The organism is Streptomyces sp. NPDC002851, from assembly GCF_053591935.1.
This window is the reverse complement of record NZ_JBSFUT010000014.1, coordinates 1-20,403: the sequence shown is the minus strand read 5'-3', so window position 1 is coordinate 20,403 and position 20,403 is coordinate 1. Positions and strand designations below refer to the sequence as shown.

19 protein-coding genes and 1 tRNA gene are annotated in these 20,403 nt (G+C 70.7%); 7 read left to right on the top strand and 13 right to left on the bottom strand.

What is annotated here, in order from left to right; genetic code table 11:
- Positions 1-5 precede the first annotated feature (5 nt).
- From ACWD10_RS16680 to ACWD10_RS16670, 3 genes are all read right to left on the bottom strand, one after another.
- Positions 6-2,123 carry a glycosyltransferase family 2 protein gene (locus ACWD10_RS16680; protein ID WP_451091462.1) on the bottom strand — a complete coding sequence of 706 codons (2,118 nt, stop codon included), beginning with the start codon at positions 2,121-2,123 and terminating at the stop codon, positions 6-8.
- Between the two features lie 393 nt (positions 2,124-2,516).
- A complete protein-coding gene (locus tag ACWD10_RS16675) occupies positions 2,517-3,239 on the bottom strand; it encodes a FadR/GntR family transcriptional regulator (RefSeq protein ID WP_451091460.1) in 723 nt (240 codons plus the stop codon).
- A gap of 162 nt (positions 3,240-3,401) precedes the next feature.
- Positions 3,402-3,475, bottom strand: a tRNA-Lys gene (locus ACWD10_RS16670).
- A 322-nt stretch (positions 3,476-3,797) separates the two neighbouring features.
- Here ACWD10_RS16670 and ACWD10_RS16665 point away from each other — a divergent pair.
- The 4 genes from ACWD10_RS16665 (at position 3,798) to ACWD10_RS16650 (ending at position 7,980) form a co-directional block, all read left to right on the top strand.
- On the top strand, positions 3,798-5,198 hold the full coding sequence (locus tag ACWD10_RS16665; RefSeq protein ID WP_451091458.1) for a peptidoglycan-binding protein: 1,401 nt from the start codon (positions 3,798-3,800) through the stop codon (positions 5,196-5,198).
- 65 nt (positions 5,199-5,263) lie between these two features.
- Positions 5,264-6,568: an SPFH domain-containing protein gene (locus ACWD10_RS16660; protein WP_451091456.1), complete on the top strand. Its 1,305-nt coding sequence runs from the start codon at positions 5,264-5,266 to the stop codon at positions 6,566-6,568.
- Between the two features lie 160 nt (positions 6,569-6,728).
- Positions 6,729-7,328 (top strand): lytic polysaccharide monooxygenase auxiliary activity family 9 protein, encoded by a 600-nt coding sequence (locus ACWD10_RS16655; protein WP_451091454.1) that lies wholly within the window; start codon positions 6,729-6,731, stop codon positions 7,326-7,328.
- 172 nt (positions 7,329-7,500) lie between these two features.
- A complete protein-coding gene (locus ACWD10_RS16650; RefSeq protein ID WP_451091452.1) occupies positions 7,501-7,980 on the top strand; it encodes a DUF3592 domain-containing protein in 480 nt (159 codons plus the stop codon).
- 63 nt (positions 7,981-8,043) lie between these two features.
- Here the strand turns inward: ACWD10_RS16650 and tnpA are convergent, their stop codons facing one another.
- The gene (gene tnpA, locus ACWD10_RS16645; protein ID WP_451091450.1) at positions 8,044-8,511 is read right to left on the bottom strand and encodes an IS200/IS605 family transposase; all 468 of its coding nucleotides are present in this window, start codon (positions 8,509-8,511) and stop codon (positions 8,044-8,046) included.
- Positions 8,512-8,566: 55 nt separating this feature from the next.
- Here tnpA and ACWD10_RS16640 point away from each other — a divergent pair, with 55 nt between their 5' ends.
- Complete coding sequence (locus ACWD10_RS16640) at positions 8,567-9,826, top strand: RNA-guided endonuclease InsQ/TnpB family protein (RefSeq protein WP_451091448.1); 1,260 nt, start codon at positions 8,567-8,569, stop codon at positions 9,824-9,826.
- A 150-nt stretch (positions 9,827-9,976) separates the two neighbouring features.
- Here the strand turns inward: ACWD10_RS16640 and ACWD10_RS16635 are convergent, their stop codons facing one another.
- The 9 genes from ACWD10_RS16635 to ACWD10_RS16595 form a co-directional block, all read right to left on the bottom strand.
- Positions 9,977-10,834, bottom strand: a complete 858-nt coding sequence (locus ACWD10_RS16635; protein ID WP_451091446.1) for a response regulator transcription factor — start codon at positions 10,832-10,834, stop codon at positions 9,977-9,979.
- A 144-nt stretch (positions 10,835-10,978) separates the two neighbouring features.
- Positions 10,979-11,983 carry a beta-ketoacyl-ACP synthase 3 gene (locus ACWD10_RS16630; protein WP_451091743.1) on the bottom strand — a complete coding sequence of 335 codons (1,005 nt, stop codon included), beginning with the start codon at positions 11,981-11,983 and terminating at the stop codon, positions 10,979-10,981.
- A gap of 29 nt (positions 11,984-12,012) precedes the next feature.
- Positions 12,013-12,777, bottom strand: a complete 765-nt coding sequence (locus tag ACWD10_RS16625; RefSeq protein ID WP_451091444.1) for a thioesterase II family protein — start codon at positions 12,775-12,777, stop codon at positions 12,013-12,015.
- Positions 12,778-12,797: 20 nt separating this feature from the next.
- Positions 12,798-13,505, bottom strand: coding sequence for a 4'-phosphopantetheinyl transferase family protein (locus ACWD10_RS16620; RefSeq protein WP_451091442.1), 708 nt, complete (start codon positions 13,503-13,505; stop codon positions 12,798-12,800).
- Positions 13,506-13,645: 140 nt separating this feature from the next.
- Positions 13,646-14,563: an SDR family NAD(P)-dependent oxidoreductase gene (locus tag ACWD10_RS16615; protein ID WP_451091440.1), complete on the bottom strand. Its 918-nt coding sequence runs from the start codon at positions 14,561-14,563 to the stop codon at positions 13,646-13,648.
- A gap of 41 nt (positions 14,564-14,604) precedes the next feature.
- A complete protein-coding gene (locus ACWD10_RS16610) occupies positions 14,605-15,639 on the bottom strand; it encodes an SDR family oxidoreductase (RefSeq protein ID WP_451091438.1) in 1,035 nt (344 codons plus the stop codon).
- Complete coding sequence (locus ACWD10_RS16605) at positions 15,636-16,958, bottom strand: NAD(P)/FAD-dependent oxidoreductase (RefSeq protein WP_451091436.1); 1,323 nt, start codon at positions 16,956-16,958, stop codon at positions 15,636-15,638. Before ACWD10_RS16605 ends, ACWD10_RS16610 begins: the two co-directional genes overlap by 4 nt.
- Before the next feature lie 41 nt (positions 16,959-16,999).
- Entirely contained in the window at positions 17,000-17,863 is an 864-nt protein-coding gene (locus ACWD10_RS16600) for a class I SAM-dependent methyltransferase (RefSeq protein ID WP_451091434.1), read from the bottom strand.
- Entirely contained in the window at positions 17,860-18,114 is a 255-nt protein-coding gene (locus tag ACWD10_RS16595; protein WP_451091433.1) for an acyl carrier protein, read from the bottom strand. Before ACWD10_RS16595 ends, ACWD10_RS16600 begins: the two co-directional genes overlap by 4 nt.
- Positions 18,115-18,408: 294 nt before the next feature.
- On the opposite strand from ACWD10_RS16595, the gene ACWD10_RS16590 reads away from it, so the two are divergent.
- Together ACWD10_RS16590 and ACWD10_RS16585 are read left to right on the top strand one after the other, a co-directional pair.
- Positions 18,409-19,260: an alpha/beta fold hydrolase gene (locus ACWD10_RS16590; protein WP_451091431.1), complete on the top strand. Its 852-nt coding sequence runs from the start codon at positions 18,409-18,411 to the stop codon at positions 19,258-19,260.
- 48 nt (positions 19,261-19,308) lie between these two features.
- The coding region (locus ACWD10_RS16585; protein WP_451091429.1) for a type I polyketide synthase at positions 19,309-20,403 on the top strand (1,095 nt) is incomplete at its 3' end.

Below are 20,403 nucleotides of genomic sequence, written 5' to 3'. Positions count from 1 at the left end.
GCGTCTCAAGGGGGAGGTGGAGGGCCGGGGCGAGTGGGTACGGCGATCTGCATGGTCTCGTCGGCGGCCCAGGTGGGCCTGCGTGCCGGGGCGTGCGCACCCGGCGCGGGTGCGGGCGCGGGCTGGGCTTGTCGGTGTCCCGGGGCCTGGTGCTGCGCGACGGGATGCGGTGCGACGGGATGCGGTGCGGTGGGTTGCGGCACGACGGGTTGCGGCACGGTGGGGTGCGGTGCGGTGGGCCCGTGGGGCTGCCCGGGGGCTCCGGCTGCTGCGGCTCGCGCTCCGACGGCTCCGGCTCCTGCCGCCGCCGCGGCGGCCTTGCGGCGCTTCTTCTCCTGGCGCCACCCGTACCGCCACGCGAAGATCGGCGCGGCCGTGATCAGCAGGGCGACCGAGGCCCAGGTGATCATCGCCGGGTGGGCGTGGTCGTACACGAAGGCCGCCGCGACCGAGCCGCCGAAGACCAGGATGAAGAAGAGATGGATACGGAAGGTCCCGAACAGCGTGTCCGGGCTGGCCGATTCGCCCTTGGGGGTCACCACGAACTTGGACTTGCGGCGCAGCACGGCGTCCATCAGGGAGCGGGCGTAGATCGGCGCGGAGAGCGCCGACATCACCATGCCCGCGACCCCGCCGGAGCCCTCCGGCTCGTGCGGTGAGACGTTGTGCCGCCGGTTCCAGATGTAGAGGCCGATCTGCAGCGCGGAGGCGTTGCCGTACAGCATCAGCCAGATCGTCGGGTCGATGTTCACACCCGAGGCGCCGAGGCCCAGGAAGAGCGCGCAGCTCAGCGCCGCGAGGATCCAGTTGAGTGCGGACATCGGGTAGAAGATGACCAGCATCGTGTAGTTGAAGAGCCGCCCGGGCGGCAGCGTGAACGGTGCCTTCCAGAACTGCTTCAGGATCGACTCGTACGTCCCGCGTGACCAGCGCAGCTGCTGGGTGAAGAAGTCCGTCCAGGCGTTGGGGCCCTCGCCGACCGCGAGCACGTCGGGCGTGTAGACCGACTTCCACTTCTTGCCGGTGGCCGGGTTGCGGTGGCGGTGGATCTCGAAGCCCGTCGCCATGTCCTCGGTGATCGAGTCGTACAGGCCGCCGATCTGCTTGAGTGCGCTGATGCGTACGGCGTTGGAGGTGCCGACGAACATGGGGGAGCGGTAGGCGTTGCCCGCCCGCTGGATCAGGGCGTGGAAGAGGAACTGCTGGGACTCGGCGGCCTTGGTGATGAAGTTGTCGTAGTTGCCGTAGACCTGCGGGCCGATCACGAAGCCCACGTCCGGGTCGCGGAAGAAGCCCAGCATCCGCTCCAGGTAGTTGGGCAGCGGCACATGGTCGGTGTCGACCGAGGCGAAGTAGTCGTAGTGGTCGCCGTGCGCGTCCAGCCAGGCGTTGTAGTTGCCGTGCTTGGTCTTGGCGCGGTGCGGGCCCTTCTTCTGGTTCCACTTCTCGACGCCCTTGCGGGAGAAATGGTGCACGCCCAGGCGCGCGCAGACCGCTTTCACCTCGGGGTCGTCGCCCTCGTCGAGCAGCCAGATGTGCAGGAGGCCCCGGTGCCGGATCTTGACGGCGGCCTCCAGGGTCTTCGTCACCATCTCGAGCGGCTCCTTGCCGGGCACGAAGGAGGTGAGGAAGGCGACGCGGGTGCCGTTCTCCGGGACCACGGGTATGGGGTCGCGGGCCACCAGCGTGGCGTGGGCGTTGGACAGGACGTTCATGCAGCGGAAGAACTCGATCAGGCCGATCGAGACGAGCATGACGACGTCGAGGTGTTCCAGATACGGGTTCGGAACGTAGTCCCGCTTGGTCCAGTGCTCCGGCTGAAGCAGCCAGGCGAGCAGCACGAGCGAGAGCAGCGGCGCCGCGCCGAGCATCAGGGCCGCGCGGATCCGGTGCGGCTCCTGCGAGAGCAGCGAGCGGTACTTGACCTTGTACGGCTTGGCCGGGTCGGGCTGCGTCAGGGGGCCCGCGAGCCTGCTGTAGTGCTCGTAGTCGTAGCGCGGCAGCGACTTCTTGATGCGTTTGAAGCCGCCGGTGAAGGAGCCGGAGCGGTGCGGCGGCACCCGGAGCTGGGTCGTCTGTGACGGGTCGAAACCCGGTTCGGGGCCCGTCGGAGTCGACGTCATTGGTCCATCCCCCCGCACGCGGGCAGCCGCGTGGTCGGTCGTCGGTCGTGTCCGCTCGGGTCCCCCTTGACCGTCCCGGACGGATCATGGCGGGTCACCGCCCCTGCCCGCCCTAAGTGACGAGTCTGGTGACCTTCCGGTTGCATGATGCCTGCCGCGGCGCTCGCGCGAGAACGGAGCCCCGATCCGTAACGATGCCGCAACCGGCCATGCGATCCCCCGCGGCGGTCCCCCAACCGCCCCGTACCGCCCGCCTCATGGGAGCCATCGGCTCCATGGCTTCAGGCAAAGATTCTACGAGCCCCTACATGATTGCAAGAGCGGTGAACCGCCCGGCGGGCACCCCCGGCGTGCGCCGCGCGTCCATGGGCGCACGCGGCCCGGCGCGCGCCGTTACATGTCAAATGCGTGCTGAGCGACCGCCGTTGGATCAGGCGATCCCAGGCGCATACGGATATTGCCGAAGTGGTCCCGAATGGCTTGTTCCGCACCCAGGACGTCGCCGGAGCGTACCGCGTCCAGGATGTCCCGGTGCTGCTTGCAGGTCACCTGCGGATCCTGCGGGGCGCCCATGAGATCGGTGCCCACCCGGTGGAAGGCGTCCCAGAACGCCTCGAGGACCTCGCCGAGCAGCGGGTTGCCGAGCCCTCGGTAGAGCGCCGCGTGGAAGGCGCGGTCGGTCTCGGCGGCCACGTCGCCCTTGGCCGCCTCGCGCTCCATCTGCTCGGCCAGGGCTTCGAGCTGCGCCAGGTCGGCGGGTGGCACCCGGCCCGCGAGCCGGGCGATGAGGCCGGTCTCCACCGCCTCGCGCAGCTCGAGGAGTTGGCGCAGGCTGTCCTCGCCGCGGTAGTGGCCCGCGACGGTACGGAAGGCCAGGCCCTCGGTCATCGGCGCCATCGACATCGGCCCGACGTAGGTGCCGAAGCCGTGCCGGATCTCCACGATGCCCATCGCCTGGAGCGCCTTGAGCGCCTCGCGCACGGAGTTCCGGCTCACGCCGAGCAGCTCCATCAGCTCCGGCTCGGTGGGCAGCGAGGCCCCGGAGGGCAGCCGCCGCTCGATGATGAGCTTCTTGATCCGCTCCTGTATGTCGCGCGCCATAGGGTTCAAGGCCATGGGGTCAAGGTAGCCGCAGGTCGTCCGGACGTGACCCCGCAGAGCGAGATCCGGGCATGCCGGAATATGGACATTGCCGAGACGCGGGCCCGCCGAGACATGGCCTGCCGAGATGCGGACATGACGAAAGGCCCCCGCTTTCGCGAGGGCCTTTCGTGTCGGTGCGCCGCCAGGGACTCGAACCCCGGACCCGCTGATTAAGAGTCAGCTGCTCTAACCAACTGAGCTAGCGGCGCGCGCTGACCTGCGAAAGCTTACCCGATCCCGAGGGGTGCCCCGGACCACCGGACCGCCGCGACGCCCTCGCGTTCGAACAGCGGCTGGGCGAACGGGGGACCGGGGCGGGCGCCTCCGTACAGCATTCGGACCGTCAACATGCGAATGGGCTGGACAGTTGAGAAACTGACGACCGTGCAGCGACGTGAATACGCAAGGGCGGGGCGCGAGCCGGGATGTGACGGGAATCGCATTCCGTCCGCTCCGGCTCCGGCGCCGGTATGGGCTACGGCTCCGGGGTCGACTTCGGCGCCGGAGGAATGCGACGGATTCGAGGGCGCGATGCCCGGCCCCGGGTTTTCCGTACGGGCCGGACTTCCGGAATTCGAGGAGCGGGAACCGGTCCCGGACTGCCCCTGCCCCGGCTGCGCCGCCGTGCGCCGCGAGACCGCCCGGTCCCCCGGGGAATCGGGGCACCGGCCCTGCGGAGTGCGCCGTGCCCTGGTGCTCGCGGCCGCCACGGGCACCGTGGTGTGCGCCGCGCACCCCCCGTCCGCGGCCGCCGCACCCCACGATCACCGCAGGTCAGCAGAGCAGATCAGCTCGGCCGGGGTACGCGCGGACGACCCCGGCGGCAGCCCGCAGGGCGGCCAGAGCGGCCTGTACGGCAGCCCCGGGCGGCCGGCCGACGGGCCCGGCACGGTCACCCGCGCGGAGATCATCGAGCGGGCCGAGGAGTGGGTCGCCGCGAAGGTGCCGTACAGCATGGACCAGTACTACACGGACGGCTATCGGCAGGACTGTTCCGGCTTTGTCTCGATGGCCTGGAATCTCGGCCGCAATGAATGGACCGGAAGTCTCGACCGGTACGCGGTACGCATCGAGCGGGACGAACTGCGGCCCGGCGACATTCTCCTGTTCCACAATCCGGCCGACCCGCAGAAGGGTTCGCACGTGACGATTTTCGGCGGCTGGACCGACGCCACGCACGCGTATTACCTCGCCTACGAGCAGGCCCGCCCGCACGCCCGCAAACAGGACACCCCGTATGCCTACTGGAATCACGCCAAGCGCTATACGCCCTACCGCTACAAGAACCTGCGCGTCGCCGGAGAACCCGTCACCGGCGGACCGGCCGAGCAGACGCCCCGCTATCCGGGCGCGGCGGCATTCGGCCCCGGCGCCAAGGGCCCGCACATCACCCAGCTCGGCCGCCTCCTGGTGCGCCGCGGCGGCGCCCCCTTCTACCGCTCGGGCCCGGGCCCGGTCTGGACCGAGGCCGACCGCAGGGCGACCCAGGCGTTCCAGCGGGCACAGGGCTGGACGGGGGCGGACGCGGACGGGCTGCCGGGGCCGGTGACGTGGGAGTACCTGGTGGCGGGGAAGGGGCGGGATATTCCGGTGGCGGGTTCGGGGGGTGCGGTCGGTTCGGGCGCCGATTCCCGTACGAGTGCGAGTGCGAGTGCGAGTACGGGTACGGGTTCTGGTTCCGGTTCCGCGGGGATGCCCCGCTACCCGGGCAAGGCCGTGTTCCGGCCCGGGCGGTCGCACCCGATGATCGAGCGGCTCGGGCGGCAGCTGGTGGCGAAGGGCTTCGGCCGCTACTACGCGCAGGGGCCAGGACCGCGCTGGAGCGAGAGCGACCGGCGCAACGTCGAGGCGTTCCAGCGCGCCCAGGGCTGGCGCGGCGGCGCGGCCGACGGCTATCCGGGCCCGGAGACCTGGCATCGGCTCTTCTCCTGACCTGCCCATGACTCGTCCCTCGCCAGGACCGGCACAGGCGACACAGCTGCATCGCGGAGGTACCGATGAGCACCACGACCGAGAGGCCCAACGACGGACCGGAGTACGAGGGGTCGTCCGAGGCTCCCGCGCCCTCGGCCGCCCGCGCCCCCCGGCTCATCCAGAACGACTCCACCACCGAGATCCCCGTCCACCTCCTCTTCCGCGACGGCACCGGCCCGGGGGCCCGTCTCCCCGGTCTCAGCGGGCCCGCGACGCCTGGCACCGCACCAACCGCATCCATCAGCGGCTCCGCGGCGGGCGCGGGCGGATGCACGACGACCGGGACGACGGACCCCGGCACCCCGCTCGCCCCCGCCGTGGTCGGCCGCCGCCGGGGCACCGGCGAGCAGCCCCGAACCGTGTCCCCCGCCAGCGGCCCGCACCGGCCGGTGCTCGGAGCCCCGCCCCGCCCCGAACCCCCCTCCGACACCGGCCCCGTGGAGCTCCGGGCGCGGTCCTGGCCGGGGGCCGCCGCCGTGGCCGCGGGCGCGACGGGGCTCGCCGGGTGTGCGGCCGGGGCCTGGTGGTCCGGGGTGCTCCCGCCGCTCGCGGTGTCCCTGGCCCGGCTTCCGGTGCCGCCGGACGGGGCCCAACTCGGGCCCGCGCAGTGGGCGGTGATGGCGGGTTCGGGCGCGCTCTCGCTCTTCGCGTTCGGCGGGCTCGGCCGGGGGCGGGTCGGCCGGGCGTGGGTGCTCTCGCTGTTCGGGCGGTACCGGGGGAGCGTCCGGCGCACCGGCCTGGTGTGGGTCAACCCGTTGCTGAAGCGGCGCCGTGTCGACGTACGACTTCGGCACTGGCGGAGCGAGCCGATGCCGGTCGTGGACGCGCACGGGGTCGCGCTCTCCGTGGTGGTCCTGGTGGTCTGGCGGGTACGGGACACGGCGCGGGCGGCGCTCGCGGTCGAGGACCACGCGGCGTATCTGCGCGCCTGCGTGGAGTCGGGGCTCGCCCGGGTCATGTCGCGGCTGCCCGCGGACCCCTCGGCCTGCGGCGCGGCCGGGCCGACGCTCCGGGACACCGAGGCGGTCGGGAACGCGCTGACCCGGCGCCTGGCCGCGGACGCGGCGCCCGCCGGGATCGAGGTGTTCTCGGTGCAGCCGACCCGGATCGAGTACGCCCCCGAGGTCGCCGACGCGATGCGCCGCCGCGGGCTCGCCGCGCTGGATGCCCGGGAGCGGGACAGCGTCCTGACACGGGTGGTCGACTCGGTGGAGGACACGGTGACGCGGCTGACCACGCGGGGCCTGGTCGAGCTCGACGACTACGAGCGCAAGGCGCTGGTGAAGGACCTCACGGTGGCGTTCTACACGGGGCAGACGGAGCGCTAGTCCCGGTCTCCCTTGTCGCCCGAAAAGCCCTCCCTCATTGGTATGGACTAGTTCAACTCTCAGTAATAATCTGTGACTTGGTCTAGACCGCAGCACTGCAGCACTTCGTACGGCTCACGGAAACACCCCCACGTTCTCCCAGGAGCACAGGAGCAGCAGCATGCGCAAACGCACCTACGCCGCGGCGGTCGGCCTCGCCACCGCCGGCGTCTTCGTCCTCTCCACCGGCGCGGCGAGCGCCCACGGCTACACGGACTCGCCCATCAGCCGGCAGAAGCTCTGTGCCAACGGCACGGTCACGGGCTGCGGCGCCATCCAGTGGGAGCCGCAGAGCGTCGAGGGCCCCAAGGGCTTCCCGGCCGCGGGCCCCGCCGACGGACGCATCTGTTCCGGCGGCAACGCCCGCTTCGGCGAGCTGGATTCGGCCACGAAGCCGGGCGGCGGCGCCTGGCCGACGACCAAGCTGTCCAGCGGCTCGAGCCACACCTTCCGCTGGCAGTTCACGGCCCGTCACTCCACGACCGACTTCCGGTACTACGTCACCAAGAACGGCTGGGACGACAGCAAGCCGCTCAGCCGCGCGGCCCTGGACACCGCGCCGTTCTTCACCGTCCCCTACAACAACCAGCAGCCCCCGGCCACGCTCGAACACACCGGCACGCTGCCCTCCGGCAAGTCCGGGCACCACGTCATCCTGGCGGTGTGGACCATCGCCGACACCGGCAACGCCTTCTACGCCTGCTCGGACGTCACGTTCTGACTGGACCCGATATGTCCCACCGGACCGGCGGAGCTGTCTCTTCCCCCACCCGGGCAGCCAGGTAATGTCTGCGCGCACCGCTCTGACCAGGTGGTGTGCGCAGACCTCTGACCAGGTGGTCTGCGGAGACCCAACGCGCAGACCAGCGCAGCCCACCCCCGGGGGAAGACCGATGGACTTCGTGATCGTCGCCGTACCGACGCTGCTCGCCGCCGTCGCGGCCGCGATCGGCGCGGTGATGGTGCGCCGCGTGCTGCAGCTGCGGCGCGCCCGGACCCGCGGCCGCACGGCCGAGGCCCGCTGTCTGCGCACGTACACCACCACGCGCCGGGACGACGGCCGTGCGAGCACCACGCTGCACCACGTCTACGAGTTCCGTACGCCGGAGGGCCGCGCGGTCCGCTTCGAGGAGGCGAACGGTCCGGCGAGCGTCGGTGAGGGCGACCTCGTGCCGGTCTACTACACGGCCGACCGCCCCGAGCGCGCCACCGCGCACGCACCCCGCCCGGCCGCCGACGCGGCCGCCGCGGCGGGGCTGCTGCTCGTCCTGATCCTGGTGGTGGCGCTCTGCGTCGGCCTCGCGACCTCGTCCCGCACCGAGTTCGGCCGGATCGCCGTGGAGGACGCGACCAGCGCGGCCCTGCCTTTCTGACGGTACGTCAATTATGGTGCGCGGTCATGGGACCACCTGACGTCTGCGAGAGTGCTACCGGCGTCAGCCGGTAGGTGAATCGCCCCAGCGGCCAGCGGGCTGGGGGCCAGGGTGCTCCTGGGCTTCGATGTATCGCTTGACCACGGCCAGGGGAGCGCCACCGCAGGAACCAGCGAAGTAGGAGCCGGACCAGAAGCGGCCGTTTATGATCGCCTGGTTGACGTTGTGCGTGCATTCCTGGCGGAGTCGCCTCGAGCTGACGCCTTTGAGGCTGTTCACGAGCTTGGAGATGGCGACCTTCGGCGGGTAGTGCACGAGCAGGTGAACGTGATCGCGTTCGCCGTTGAACCGCTTGAGTTCGGCCTCGAAGTCCGTGCACACGTCCCGCATGATCTCCTCGCAGCGCCCCAGCAACTCCGGGGTGAAGACGCTCCGCCGAGACTTCGTGACAAACACCAAGTGCACGTGAAGGTTGTAGGCGACATGCGCGCCCCTGCGTACATCGGGGCTCTGTTCCCATCGTGGTGACATGAACCAATGGTATGCTGCTGATCGTTCCGGCCAACACGCGGTACAGGGAGGGGAGTTGAAGCAGCTGCGTGGCCACAAGGCCCGGCTTTACCTCACCCCCTCCCAGCTCACGGCAGCCGAGGCCCAGGGGCACGCGGCCCGCACGATGTGGAACTGCCTGCACTCCTGGTGGACGATGCTCCCCAAGGACAAGCGCACCCTCGGTGCAGCCGACGAGGCGATACGCCAGGGCCGCAAAGACCTCGACTTCCTTGGCGTACTGCCCGCGCAGGCCGCTCAGCAGGTCCTCAAGACGTACTTCCGTGCCTGGGTGAACTGCTGGGAAGGCCGGGCTGATGCCCCGAACTTCAAGGGCCGCTTCCGGTCCCGCATGGCCGTCGACATCCCGCAGGGCCGTGACCTCCAGATCGTGCGGCTCAACCGCAGGTGGGGCCGGATGTGGGCGCCGAAGATCGGGTTCGTGCTGTTCCGCTGGACCAAAGACCTCCCGGTCGGCAAGCGTGCCAACAAGTCCAACAAGGTCACCGGCGCCCGCCTTGTGAAGGAGGCGAACAGCTGGCATGTCATCTTCCGCGTCCAGACCGAAGTACGCGACCCCGAGCCCCACACCGGCCCCACGGTCGGCATCGACCGCGGTATCACCAAGCCTCTGGCTCTCTCGGACGGCTCGTTCCGTGAGCACGGCCCTTGGCTGTCCAAGGGCGAGGCCGAGCGGCTGCGACGCCTGGAGAAGGCGGCAGCACGCAAGCGCCGCGCCCGCAAGAAGGGCGAGAAGCCCTCACGTCGCCTCTCCCACACGTACGACCAGATCGCCCAGCTCCGCGCAAAAGCCAAGCGTCGAGCGGTCGACTGGCAGCACAAGACCACCACCGAGATCGCTCGCGCCTTTTCGCGTATCGGGGTGGAAGACCTGGCCATCTCGAACATGGTCAAGTCAGCTCGGGGGACCGTGGAAGCCCCCGGCGCCAACGTCCGTCAGAAGGCCGGACTGAACCGCTCCATCACCGGGGAGGCATGGGGCCGTACCGTGACGATGCTTGAGTACAAGGCCGCCCAGCGTGGCGGCCAGGTCGTCAAGGTCCCGGCCCCGAACACCTCACGGCGCTGCTCGGCCTGCGGCTTCATCACCCCCGGCAGCCGGGAGACGCAGGCCCGTTTCGTCTGCAAGGCCGGATGCGGGTACGAGGCGAACGCGGACACCAACGGCTCACGCAACATCAATCACGCCGCCGGATCGGCGGTGTCAGGACGTGGAGACCTCGGGGATGCCCGGTCTGTGAAGCGTCAACCACCCACCAAGCCGCACGCGGCCTGAGGAGGGATTCCCCCTCGTTCCACGAGGGGGAGGAGATCAAGTACCCCTGAAGCCCGAACGTCGAGGATCTTCTGGAGCACTACCGGGACCACGGCCGCGAGGAGCTTCTCGGACGGTGACGCACCTGGACCCGGGGGTGGGTGGAGTGGACTACTGCTGGGCGCACGGGGACGCCGCGCCGCGCGTCTCCGGCGGCTGAAGTGCCGTGACATGGCCGCCGAGCTGGAAGCCGATACCGCGGACGGTCACGATCCAGCTGGGCGCGCCGAGCTTGTTGCGGATGCTGCTGACGTGCGTGTCGATGGTCCGGCGTGACCACGCGTCGCCCCACACCTCGTTCATGATGCGCTTGCGCGAGATGACGGCATCGGGCTGCGTGGCGAGGAGATGCAGCAGATCGAACTCCTTGCGCGTCAGGTCGATGCTGCGGCCGTCGAGCCTGACCTGACGCGCCGACGGGTCGATGAGGAGCGGCCCGTGCGAGATCACGGCCGGGGCCCGGTGCGCGGTGTGGGCCCGCGAGCGGCGCATCACGGCCTCGATACGGGCCATGAGCTCACGGAACCCGTAGGGCTTGACGAGATAGTCGTCGGCCCCGGTCTGCAGGCCGAGGACCCGGTCGAGTTCGCTGCTGCGGCCGGTGACGGCAATGATGGGAACGTCGCTACTGGCGCGAATGCGCCGACAGATCTCCAGGCCGTCGAGGTCGGGAAGATCGAGGTCGATCAGCACCATGTCGGCGCTGTCGTAGGCGCGGAGCGCGGCCGCGCCCATGCCCACCCACCGGGCCTCGTGCCCCTGCCGCAGCAGCTTCTGCACCAGGGACTCGGCGCACTCCGTGTCGCCGTCCACCACGAGCATGTGCCAGGCGACGGACGGCTGTTCGCCGTGGATCGGGGCGGTCGGCGCCGCCCTGTCGATGGGGTCGTGCCGGTACGGGAAGCCATGCCGGTCGGGTGTCACCGCCAGGTGCGGACGACGGCTGATTCCTGGAGAAGCGTTCGCCATTTCTGATCCCCCGCGTCATTGATTCAGGAAGAAAGGCGCCTGCTTCATAGTGGCCGCGGAGGAGCGGGGTGGCCAGAATTCTCCCTGTTCCACAAGTTGCAGGGCAGCAACTGGCCATCGGCTTACGGAAGTAGCGGGACCGGCTTACGGAAGGACGGCGACGGTGGCCGCGTAGCACAGGCCCGCGCCGTAGCCGACGAGCAGGGCGAGGTCACCGGTCCCGGCGTCCCCGGAGGCCAGGACCGCGTCCAGGGCCAGTGGGATGGACGCGCCCGAGGTGTTGCCGGCCGTCACGACGTCCCGGGCGACGGTGGTGGAGTCCGGCAGGCCGAGCCGGTTCGCGATCATATCGATGATGCGGACGTTGGCCTGGTGCGGGACGAAGACATCGAGCCGGTCCGCCGGTACCCCCGCGGCTGTAAGGGCCTGCTCCGCGACCCGGGCCATCTCGTAGGCGGCCCAGCGGAACACCCGCTGGCCCTCCTGGCGCAGATACGGGAACTCCTGCTGTCCGGCACCGTCCCTGAGCGCGTCCCACGGCAGGCTCTGCTCGATCGCGTCCGCCTGGGAGCCGTCCGCGCCCCACACCACGGGCCCGAATCCGGGGGTGGTGGACGGACCGATCACCACGGCCCCGGCGCCGTCCCCGAAGATGAAGGCGGTGGACCGGTCCCGGAGGTTGAGCAGGTCGGTCATCCGCTCCACGCCGACGACCAGAACGTGCCCGCCACGGCTGCGTACGCTGTCGGCCGCGAGCACCACGCCGTGGACGAATCCGGCGCAGCCCGCGGACACGTCGAAGGCGGCGGCCCCATGGGCGTCGATCCGGTGCGCTATCTCCGTCGCGACGGCCGGGGTCTGCTTGAGGTGGGTGAAGGTGGCGGCGATGACGCAGGTGATGTCGGCCGGGCTGAGGCCCGCGGCGGCGATCGCCTTGAGCGCGGCCTGCTCGGCCATCACACCGAGTGTTTCGTCCGGCTCCGCCCACCGCCGGGTGACGATCCCGGACCGGGAGCGCACCCAGTCGTCCGAGGAGTCGATGAGACGGCAGGCCTCGTGGTTGTCGACGATACGGCGGGGGCGGTAGGCGCCCACGCCCATGATCCGTGCGAAGGGGCTGCCCTGCGGGGCGACGAGCCCCTGCGTCACTGGCTCCCGGTTGTTCACTGGCTCCCGGTTCACTGTGCTCCTCCAAGGACAGCCGCGGATGGTGCGGGGACATACCGGCCGAGCACTGCCGCCAGTGCGCGCAGCAGGTCGCTCTCGTGGGAGCGGACGAAGAAGTGCCCGCCGGGCAGGACGCGCAACTCGCTCCCCCGGCCGCCGTGGCGCGACCAGGCGGCCATCGCGGGCACGGGCACGAGATGGTCCTCGCGGCCCACCAGCAGGTGCAGCGGCAGCCGCAGCGGCTCGATCGCCCGCTCGGGCGTGGTGCCGGAGCACAGCCGCAGATCGTCGCGGACCAGCGGGATGAACCGGTCCCGGAAGCGCTTGCGGCGGGCCAGCTCCCAGGGGATCCCGCCAAGGCCCGCGAGGGCGGCGGCAAGGGCCTCGTCGCCCGCGTCCGGGTCCAGGATGCCGTTGGGCGGCACGTGCGGGGCCCGGTGCGAGAGCAGGACGAGTGCCCGGGGGAGTGGTGCGCCCCGTCGCTGGCGGCGCAGGGTGAGGGCGTGCGCGACGAAGGCGCCCATGCTGTGCCCGAGAAGGACGTGCGGACGCGCGAACGCGTCGTCGAGCTGCTCGTCCAACTCCGCGGCCAGCGCGTCGCGTTCGGTGAACCGGGGCTCGTGCGCCCGCTCCTCACGCCCTGGCAGCTGCACCGGGCGCACCCGGACCCGGGCTCCGTGCGCGTCGAGGAGCTGCTGCCAGCGCGCGTACGCGGAGGCGCCGCCGCCCGCGCACGGCAGGCAGAACAGCGTCAACGTACGCTCGGCGTCGGGCACTTGGGGTTGCGCACAAGGGGCTACCACGCGTCTCCTCCTGCCTGGCGCCGCAGGCTCAGCAGCCGAAAGGTCGGCGCCGCCCGCTCCGCGGCCGGTCCGTCCCCGGTGCGTACGGCGACGGCGGCCCGGTAGCCGCCGGGCACCGGCAGGTCGACGAGGGACCAGCCCTCGGGCCCGGCCGGAGCATCCGCCGCGGCCGCCGCATAGGTCTCGGCGAAGCCGACGTACTGGGAACCGAGCCCCGCGGCCAGACCCGTGCCGATGCCCTTGAAGTACGCCTCCTTGCGCACCCAGCAGCTCAGGAACGCGTCCCGGCGCTGCCCGGCGGGGAGCGCGGCGAGGGTACGGCGCTCGTCCCGGTGCAGGTGCGCGAGCCAGCGGCTCATGCGCCCGGCGCCGTCCACCACCGAGGCCGCGACCTCGCGCGCCTCCACATCGACCCCGACCGGCGTCGCGGCAAGCGCGTACAGCGCCGCGTCCGCCGCGTGCGAGAGCGAGAACCGGACCCCGGGGTGGCCCACGAGCGCCGGACGCCCGTGGAGTTCGGCGCACCCCGGCATGCCGCAGCGCTCCCGCGTGAACGAAAGGCGCGCCGGGGCGGCGCCCACATGGCGGCCCAGGAGCACCCGAAGGCCCACGTGTGCGGTGACGTAGCGGTCCCGGGCCCGCGGGTCCTGGAAGGCCGCGGCGCGGCGGAGTTCCGCCGGATCCAGGACCTCCGCGGCCATCGCCAGAGCCGTCGCGGCGGACTCGGGGATCCTAAGGAGGTGTACCTGAACCTCGGCCGGGGCCAAGGGGGCGGGCGGCGGGACTTCCGCAACAGGCCCTAGTCGCGTCCCCCCGCCCACCACCTGCTGTCCGGCCACCGCTACCGCCCGGCGCCGCTCGCCCGGTTCAACCGGTACATCCGGGTCGCCAGGGACATCCGCCCCTCCAGGCGGAACGTCGGCGGGCGCTTGCCGTCCACGTCGTCGAAGTCGTACTCCGCCGCCAGGTCGCCGGTGCTGAGGACGCTGCCCGAACGGGCCGTCACCTCCGGGTCGTCGAGCAGGCAGGCGACGGCGCGACCGACGTACTCCGGGGAGTGGACCACGGCGGCCGGGCCGCTGCCCATGGCCTCCCAGTCCGCCGCCACGCGCTCCGTGCGCACGAACCCCGGGTGCAGCGAGACCGCCGCGATGCCCTTCTTGCGCAGGTCGGCGGCGAAGCCCCGGCACATGCGGTCGGCCGCCGACTTGAAGACGTCGTAGCCGACCTGGCCGAGGTAGATGTCGCCGTCGGTGAAGCTGATGCCCACGACCAGGCCGCGCTGCCGCGGCAGCATGAGCGGTGCGAGCCTGCGCGTGACGTCGTACTGGGCGCGCAGCGAGGCCTCGAACAACTCGTAGCGCCACATCGGCTGTTCCCAGAACGGCGCGTCGAAGCGGACCTCCGTCATCCGCTCGTATCCGGCCCACGCGTTGTTGACGAGCAGGTCGAGGGCGCCGTGGTCGGCCTCGATGCGTTCGGCGAGCGCCTGGTTGTCCTCCGGGCGCCGGTGGTCGCAGTGCACGGCGATGCCCTTGCCGCCGCGCCGGGTGACCTCGTCCGCGGTGTCGTCCACCGTGCCGGGCAGGTCTTCGGTGCGCTCGCCGTCTCGGGTGCTGCGGCCGGTCACGTAGACGGTCGCACCCGCCTCGCCGAGCGCGAGCGCGATACCTCGCCCCACGCCTCGGCTGGCGCCCGTGACCACCGCCACCGAGCCGCCGAGGTCCGGTGGGGTCCAGCCAGCGTTCCTGTCCATCATGTCCTTCCGTCCGTCGGGAGTGCCTGCGGTACCGGTACCTGCTAGGTCAGGTGGGCCGCGGCGTACTCGAGGCTTGTCAAGTAGGCGGCCGCGTCGTCGAATTGGGGGAGGCCGTAGCGCTCGCGGAGTTCGGGCATGGAGGTGGGCAGGACGCCGCCGCTGCACCGGGTGACCTCGCTGGTGTCCCGCAGCACGGAGACGTAGGAGCGGGTCATCGGGTTCAGGCGCGCGATCTCCTCCGGGTCGAGGGTGTCGGCGTCCACCAGGGGCGGTGGTTGCAGCGTGCGGCCCTGGGTGGCCGCGTGCTTGACCATCACGTCGAGGCAGGCCTGCACCCCCATGGCCTCGTCGCCGAGCGTGACCCAGAACTCGCCCTCGTCGTCGCCGAGTTCGATGGCGCGAAGAACCGCCTTCGACAGCAGGTCATGCGGTACGAAGTCCATCCGGATGCCCGGGTGCACGGCGAGGAAGGGGGCCCTGCCCCGGCCGATCCAGTCGGACATCAGCTGGACGATCTGCCCCCGCGTGGTCCAGCCGGTGACGGAGTCACCGATCAGGTTCGTGGGCCGGAACACCGTGTGCGGCACTCCGCTGTCGCGAAGCAGCCGCTCGGCCGCCAGCTTGGAGGCGATGTAGTTCCGGCACACGTTGTCCTCGCCCAGAGGCGTGGGCGCGTCGTTCATGAGCGCGGCGACGAAGGCCGTGCTGATGAAGTGGACGGTTGCCTCGGCCCGCCGGGCGAACTCGACCACCCGGCGGGTGCCGTCGACATTGACGGGCCGGTAGCGCTCGGCGGGCAGCCCCCACTCCGTCAGGCCCGCGGAGTGAATGACGACGTCGACCTCGGCGGCGAGGGCCGCGTAGGCGTCCTCGTCGAGCCCGAAGCGGTCCGCCGTCACATCGCAGTGCACCGTGGCGCCGGTGGCCGTGGGCAGCGGGGTGCTGTGGGAGGCGGCCAGGGTGCGTACGTCGCCCGCGTTGTTCTCGGCGTTCTTGGCGTTCTCGGCCTCCCGCAGGATCGACCGGCCGACCACCCCGGACGCGCCGGTGAGCAGAACCGTGGTGCGTGCACTCATGACCTGCCGTCCTTCCAGTTCATCAGGCGGGCCATCGCACGGGCACCGGCGTAGAGCAGCGGTTCGGGCGGGAAGGAGGCGGGCGGCCTGCGCTGCTCGCCGTCGACGAACAGGAGCCGGGAGTAGTCCGAGTCCTTGCCCAGGAGCAGATCCCTGAGGACCTTGCCGCCGGTGTGGGTGGCGGCGATGCCGTTCCCGCAGTAGCCGTAGCCGTACAGGATGTTGCCGCCGATGGTGCCGAAGTGCGGGGCGAAGTCGCGTACGACGTCGATCGTGCCGCCGTAGGCATAGCCGAACTCGACATCGCTCCACATGGGGAAGAACCGCAGGAACTCCCGGTGGATCTCGCGGTACACCTCGGACCGGTTCATGTTCCGCTGCCGCTTGTCCCGGCCGTAGTAGTACGGCACCGGGCCGCCCGCGAACATGACGCGGTTGTCGTGCGTGAGCCGGGCGCAGGTCAGCAGGGACCTGGCCTCCACCAGACCCTCCCGGCCCGCCCAGTTCACCCGGGACAGCTGCCGGTCGGTGAGCGGCTCGCTGACCATCGCGTACGTCCAGACCGGGATGACCTTGCGGCGGAACGGCGGGAAGGCGTCCATGTGGACGTTGGTGGCCAGGACGACCTTGTCCGCCGTGACGCGCCCGCCGGCGGTGACGACGGTGGGCCGCACCCCGCGCTCCACCCGCAGGCAGGGCGAGTCGTCGTACACCGTCACGCCCTGCTCCCGGACCACCCGGGCGATGCCGCGGGCCAGGCGGAACGGGTTCACCAGGGCGCCGCCGGTGCGCATGCTGCCGACGATCGCGGGCGAGCCGACGATCTCCTGGGACGGTGCGGCGGGCAGGATCTCAGGCTGCGCCGCCCCCATCCGCTCGGCCAGGGCCCGGTCCTGGCGCAGCCGCTTCAGCTGCGCCTGGTCGGTGGCGACCATCAGGTAGTCGTTGGCCTCGTACTCGGCGTCGATCTTGTTCTTGCGGGTGAACCGGCCGATCTCCAGGATCGAACGGCCCACCGCCTGGGAGGCCTTCAGCGCACGCTGCGCGCCGAACTCCTGTACAAGGGCCTGGATGTCCTTGCCGATGGTCGGCGTGACGAAGCCGTCGGCGCGGCCGGACGCCCCGAATCCGGAGTGCCTGGCCTCGACGATACGGATGTCCAGGGCCGGTTCGGCCTGCTTGAGGAAGTAGGCGGTCCACAGGCCGGTGAATCCGCCGCCGACGATGCAGACGTCGCAGTCGACCGCCCCGCGCTGGGGAGGACCGGCCGTGACCTGCTCGGTGTCGTGCCAGTAGACGACATGCTTGTACCCGTTCAATGGGTGCTCCTTGGCATGTGCGCCGCCGCGTGGGAGGCAGATCACACGGCCTCGAGGATGATCCTCGCGAGGCCAAGATGACGGTTTCTGAAGTGCCCCACGGAGGCGTTGAGATACCTTTCGTAATCCGCGGTTATGGACTCTCCCGCGCATTCCACAGCGGCTTCCCGGCACTGTCGCAGCCGGTCGAACCATTCCTGGCAGGTACGGCTGTAATGGTCCGGGTCATTGCGCAGGCCGACCACTTCGAAATTCTTCTCGCTGCCCTCGATCACTTCGGAGAGTGCCGGAATCTCGGACTCCGGGAAGATGTGGTCGATGATGAACATCAGGTCCCGCACGGTCTGTTTGTCCATGCGGTTGTTGTTTCCCTTGACGATGGTCTGCAGGGCGAGCCGGCCGCCTTGCGGGAGCCAGCGCCGACAGTGCTCGAAGAACTCCCGGTAGGCCGCGACCCGTTCGTCCCTGGACAGGCCCATGCGGGCGAAGTGCTCGAAGGCGCCGATGGAGATGATGGCGTCGTAGGGCTCATCGGGGGCGTGGTCGCGCCAGTTCTCGACGCGTACCTCGGCGCGCGGCAGGCGCAGCTCGCGGACATGCTCGGCCTGACTGTCGCTGAGCGTCAGGCCGACCGCGTGCCCCACGTCGTACCGCTCGACCAGGTTCTTGAGGAGACTGCCCCAGCCGCAGCCGACGTCGAGGACCCGCCGGGCACCGGAGACCTTCGCCCCCTCGGCGAGATGGTCGAGCTTGCGCTGCTGCGCGGATTCGAGGGTGTCGCCCTCGGCCCAGAGGGCGCACGTGTACGTGCGGTTCCGGTCGAGCCACAGGGCGAAGAAGTCGTTGGAGACGTCGTAGTGGTGCCGGATGGCTTCCGCCGTGGCGCCCTGGTATCCGCCGCTCACGCGCTGGCGCTCTGTTCCATGGAGGCGGCCTCGGCGAGCCGCACCAGATCGCCGACCGTCTTGACGCTCGCGGCCTTGGTTTCGTCGAACTCGATGTCGAGGTCATCCTCGATCGAGTAGACGATGTCCGCTATCTGCAGGCTCGAAAGGCCGACCGCGTCAAAGGAAGTGTCGGCGTCGAGGCGGTAGGAATCCGCCTTGCTGCCGAGCTTCTTCGAAATACGGCTGCATACATCCTCGACCGTGATCACGAGTGGTACCTCTCTATCGCTCTGCTGTTGCTCTTCAAGGGGTACGGCGAGTCTCTGCCGGTAATCGGCCTTCAGGCAACAGCGGTTGATTCAGGACAAGGTCAGGGACTGTCACCTTCGCGCGCCGCTTCGGCCGGTTTTCTGTCCGACGTCAGACGCATGTCAATTCTTTGACAGATCGCGGGTATGGAACGCGAGTGCGCGGCGCCGATCGTGGAGGATCGGCTCTGCGTGCGGAGGTACGAGCGAAGGCCCGTGCCCGGATGTGGCACGACGACACTGGGAGATTCCCGTATGACTGAGGTGCAACTGTCCGCAGGTACCGTCGAATACGAGGACACCGGCGGCGACAAGCCGGTCCTCGTGCTCGTCCATGGCGTGGCCATGGACGGCACTCTGTGGCGCGATGTGGTGGCACGGCTGCGCGAGGACTTCCGCTGCGTCGTGCCGACGCTTCCCCTGGGCGGGCACCGTCGGCCGATGGACCCGGACGCCGACCTGACCGTGCCGGGAGTGGCGCGGCTGCTCGCTGAGTTCCTCGACCGTCTCGACCTGCGGGACGTCACCCTGGCCATGAACGACTGGGGCGGTCCGCAGGCCCTGGTGGCCCTGGGCCTGGACCAGCGGATCGGGCGGCTCGTCATCACCTCCTGTGAGGCGTTCGACAACTACCCGCCCGGGCTTCCCGGAAAGAACCTGCTCATGTCGGCGCGGATGCCCGGCGGCCTCAACTTCGCCTTCAAGACACTGAAGTTGAAGTTCATGCGGGGCGCGCCGATGACCTGGGGCTGGATGAGCAAGGGCGGCGTCCCGCACGACGTGATGGACGGCTGGCTCACGCAGCTCTGGCAGTCCGCGGAGATCCGCCGCGACCTGCGCAAGTACATCCTGGGCGTGCCGCCGCGCGACGAACTCCTGCGCTGGGCCGAGAAGTTGCGGGACTTCGACCGCCCGGCCCTGGTCGCCTGGGCCGCCGAGGACAAGGTCATGCCGCCCGAGCACGGGCGCAAGCTCGCCGAACTGCTGCCCCACAGCGAGCACGTGGAGATCCCGGACAGCTACACCCTCATCCCCGTGGACCAGCCCGAGCAGCTCAGCGCGCACATCAGGTCGTTCATTCTGACGGGCTCGGCCCTGAAGTCCTGAACTCAGCGGTGCGGTCCTGAATTTCAGCGGTGAGGAGACGAGACGACAATGGAGTTCGACATCGTGGCGCGGCTCGCGGACATCCCCGAGTCCGACCGCTACCCGGCCGTGCTCGACCTGGTGCGTGAGCGGACGGCGGACCTGCTCGGCCGGAGCACCCAGGAGATCGACCCGGATGTGGCCTACGTCGACTACGGCGCCAGTTCGCTTGCCGCGGTCGAACTCACCGGCCGCCTGTCCAAGGCGACCGGCCTCGAGCTCCCCCTCACCCTGCTCTTCGACCACCCGACCCCCGCGGCCGTCGCGGACCACCTGCTGGCCCGCCTCGGCTTCCCGGGCCGGGACGCCGCCGCTCCGGCGCGGGACGAGGGCCGTACCGGGACGGCCGTCGACGACGACCCGATCGCGGTGGTGGGGATGGGCTGCCGGTATCCGGGCGGCGCGGAGTCACCGGCCGCGCTGTGGGAGCTCGTCACCGCCGGGCGCGACGCGGTCTCGGACTTCCCGCGGGACCGGGGCTGGGATGTGGCGGGCCTGTACGACCCGGACCCCGACCGGCCCGGAACCACGTATGCCCGGGCCGGCGGGTTCGTGGCGGACGCGGCCGGGTTCGACGCCGAGTTCTTCGGCGTCGGACCCACCGAGGCCCTCGCGATGGACCCGCAGCAGCGGCTGCTCCTACAGACCGTGTGGCAGACCCTGGAGGACGCGGGCCTCGACCCGGCAAGGCTCCGGGGCTCGCGGACGGGGGTGTTCGTCGGCGCGGCCGGTCAGGACTACGAGCAGCTGGCCCGCTCCGGGCCCGCCGAGCTGGAGGGCTACAGCGCCATCGGCTCGGCGGGCAGCGTCCTTTCGGGCCGGGTGGCCTACGCCCTGGGCTTCGAGGGCCCGGCCCTGACCGTCGACACCGCCTGTTCCTCGTCCCTCGTGGGTGTGCATCTGGCGGTACGGGCACTGCGCCAGGACGAGTGCTCCCTTGCCCTCGCCGGTGGCGTCACGGTGATGTCCACACCGCGGATCTTCACCGAGTTCGCCCGGCAGCGGGCCCTGTCCCCGGACGGCCGCTGCCGGGCGTACGCCCAGGCCGCCGAGGGCACCGGCTGGGCCGAGGGGGTCGGCGTCGTACTCCTGGAACGGCTGAGC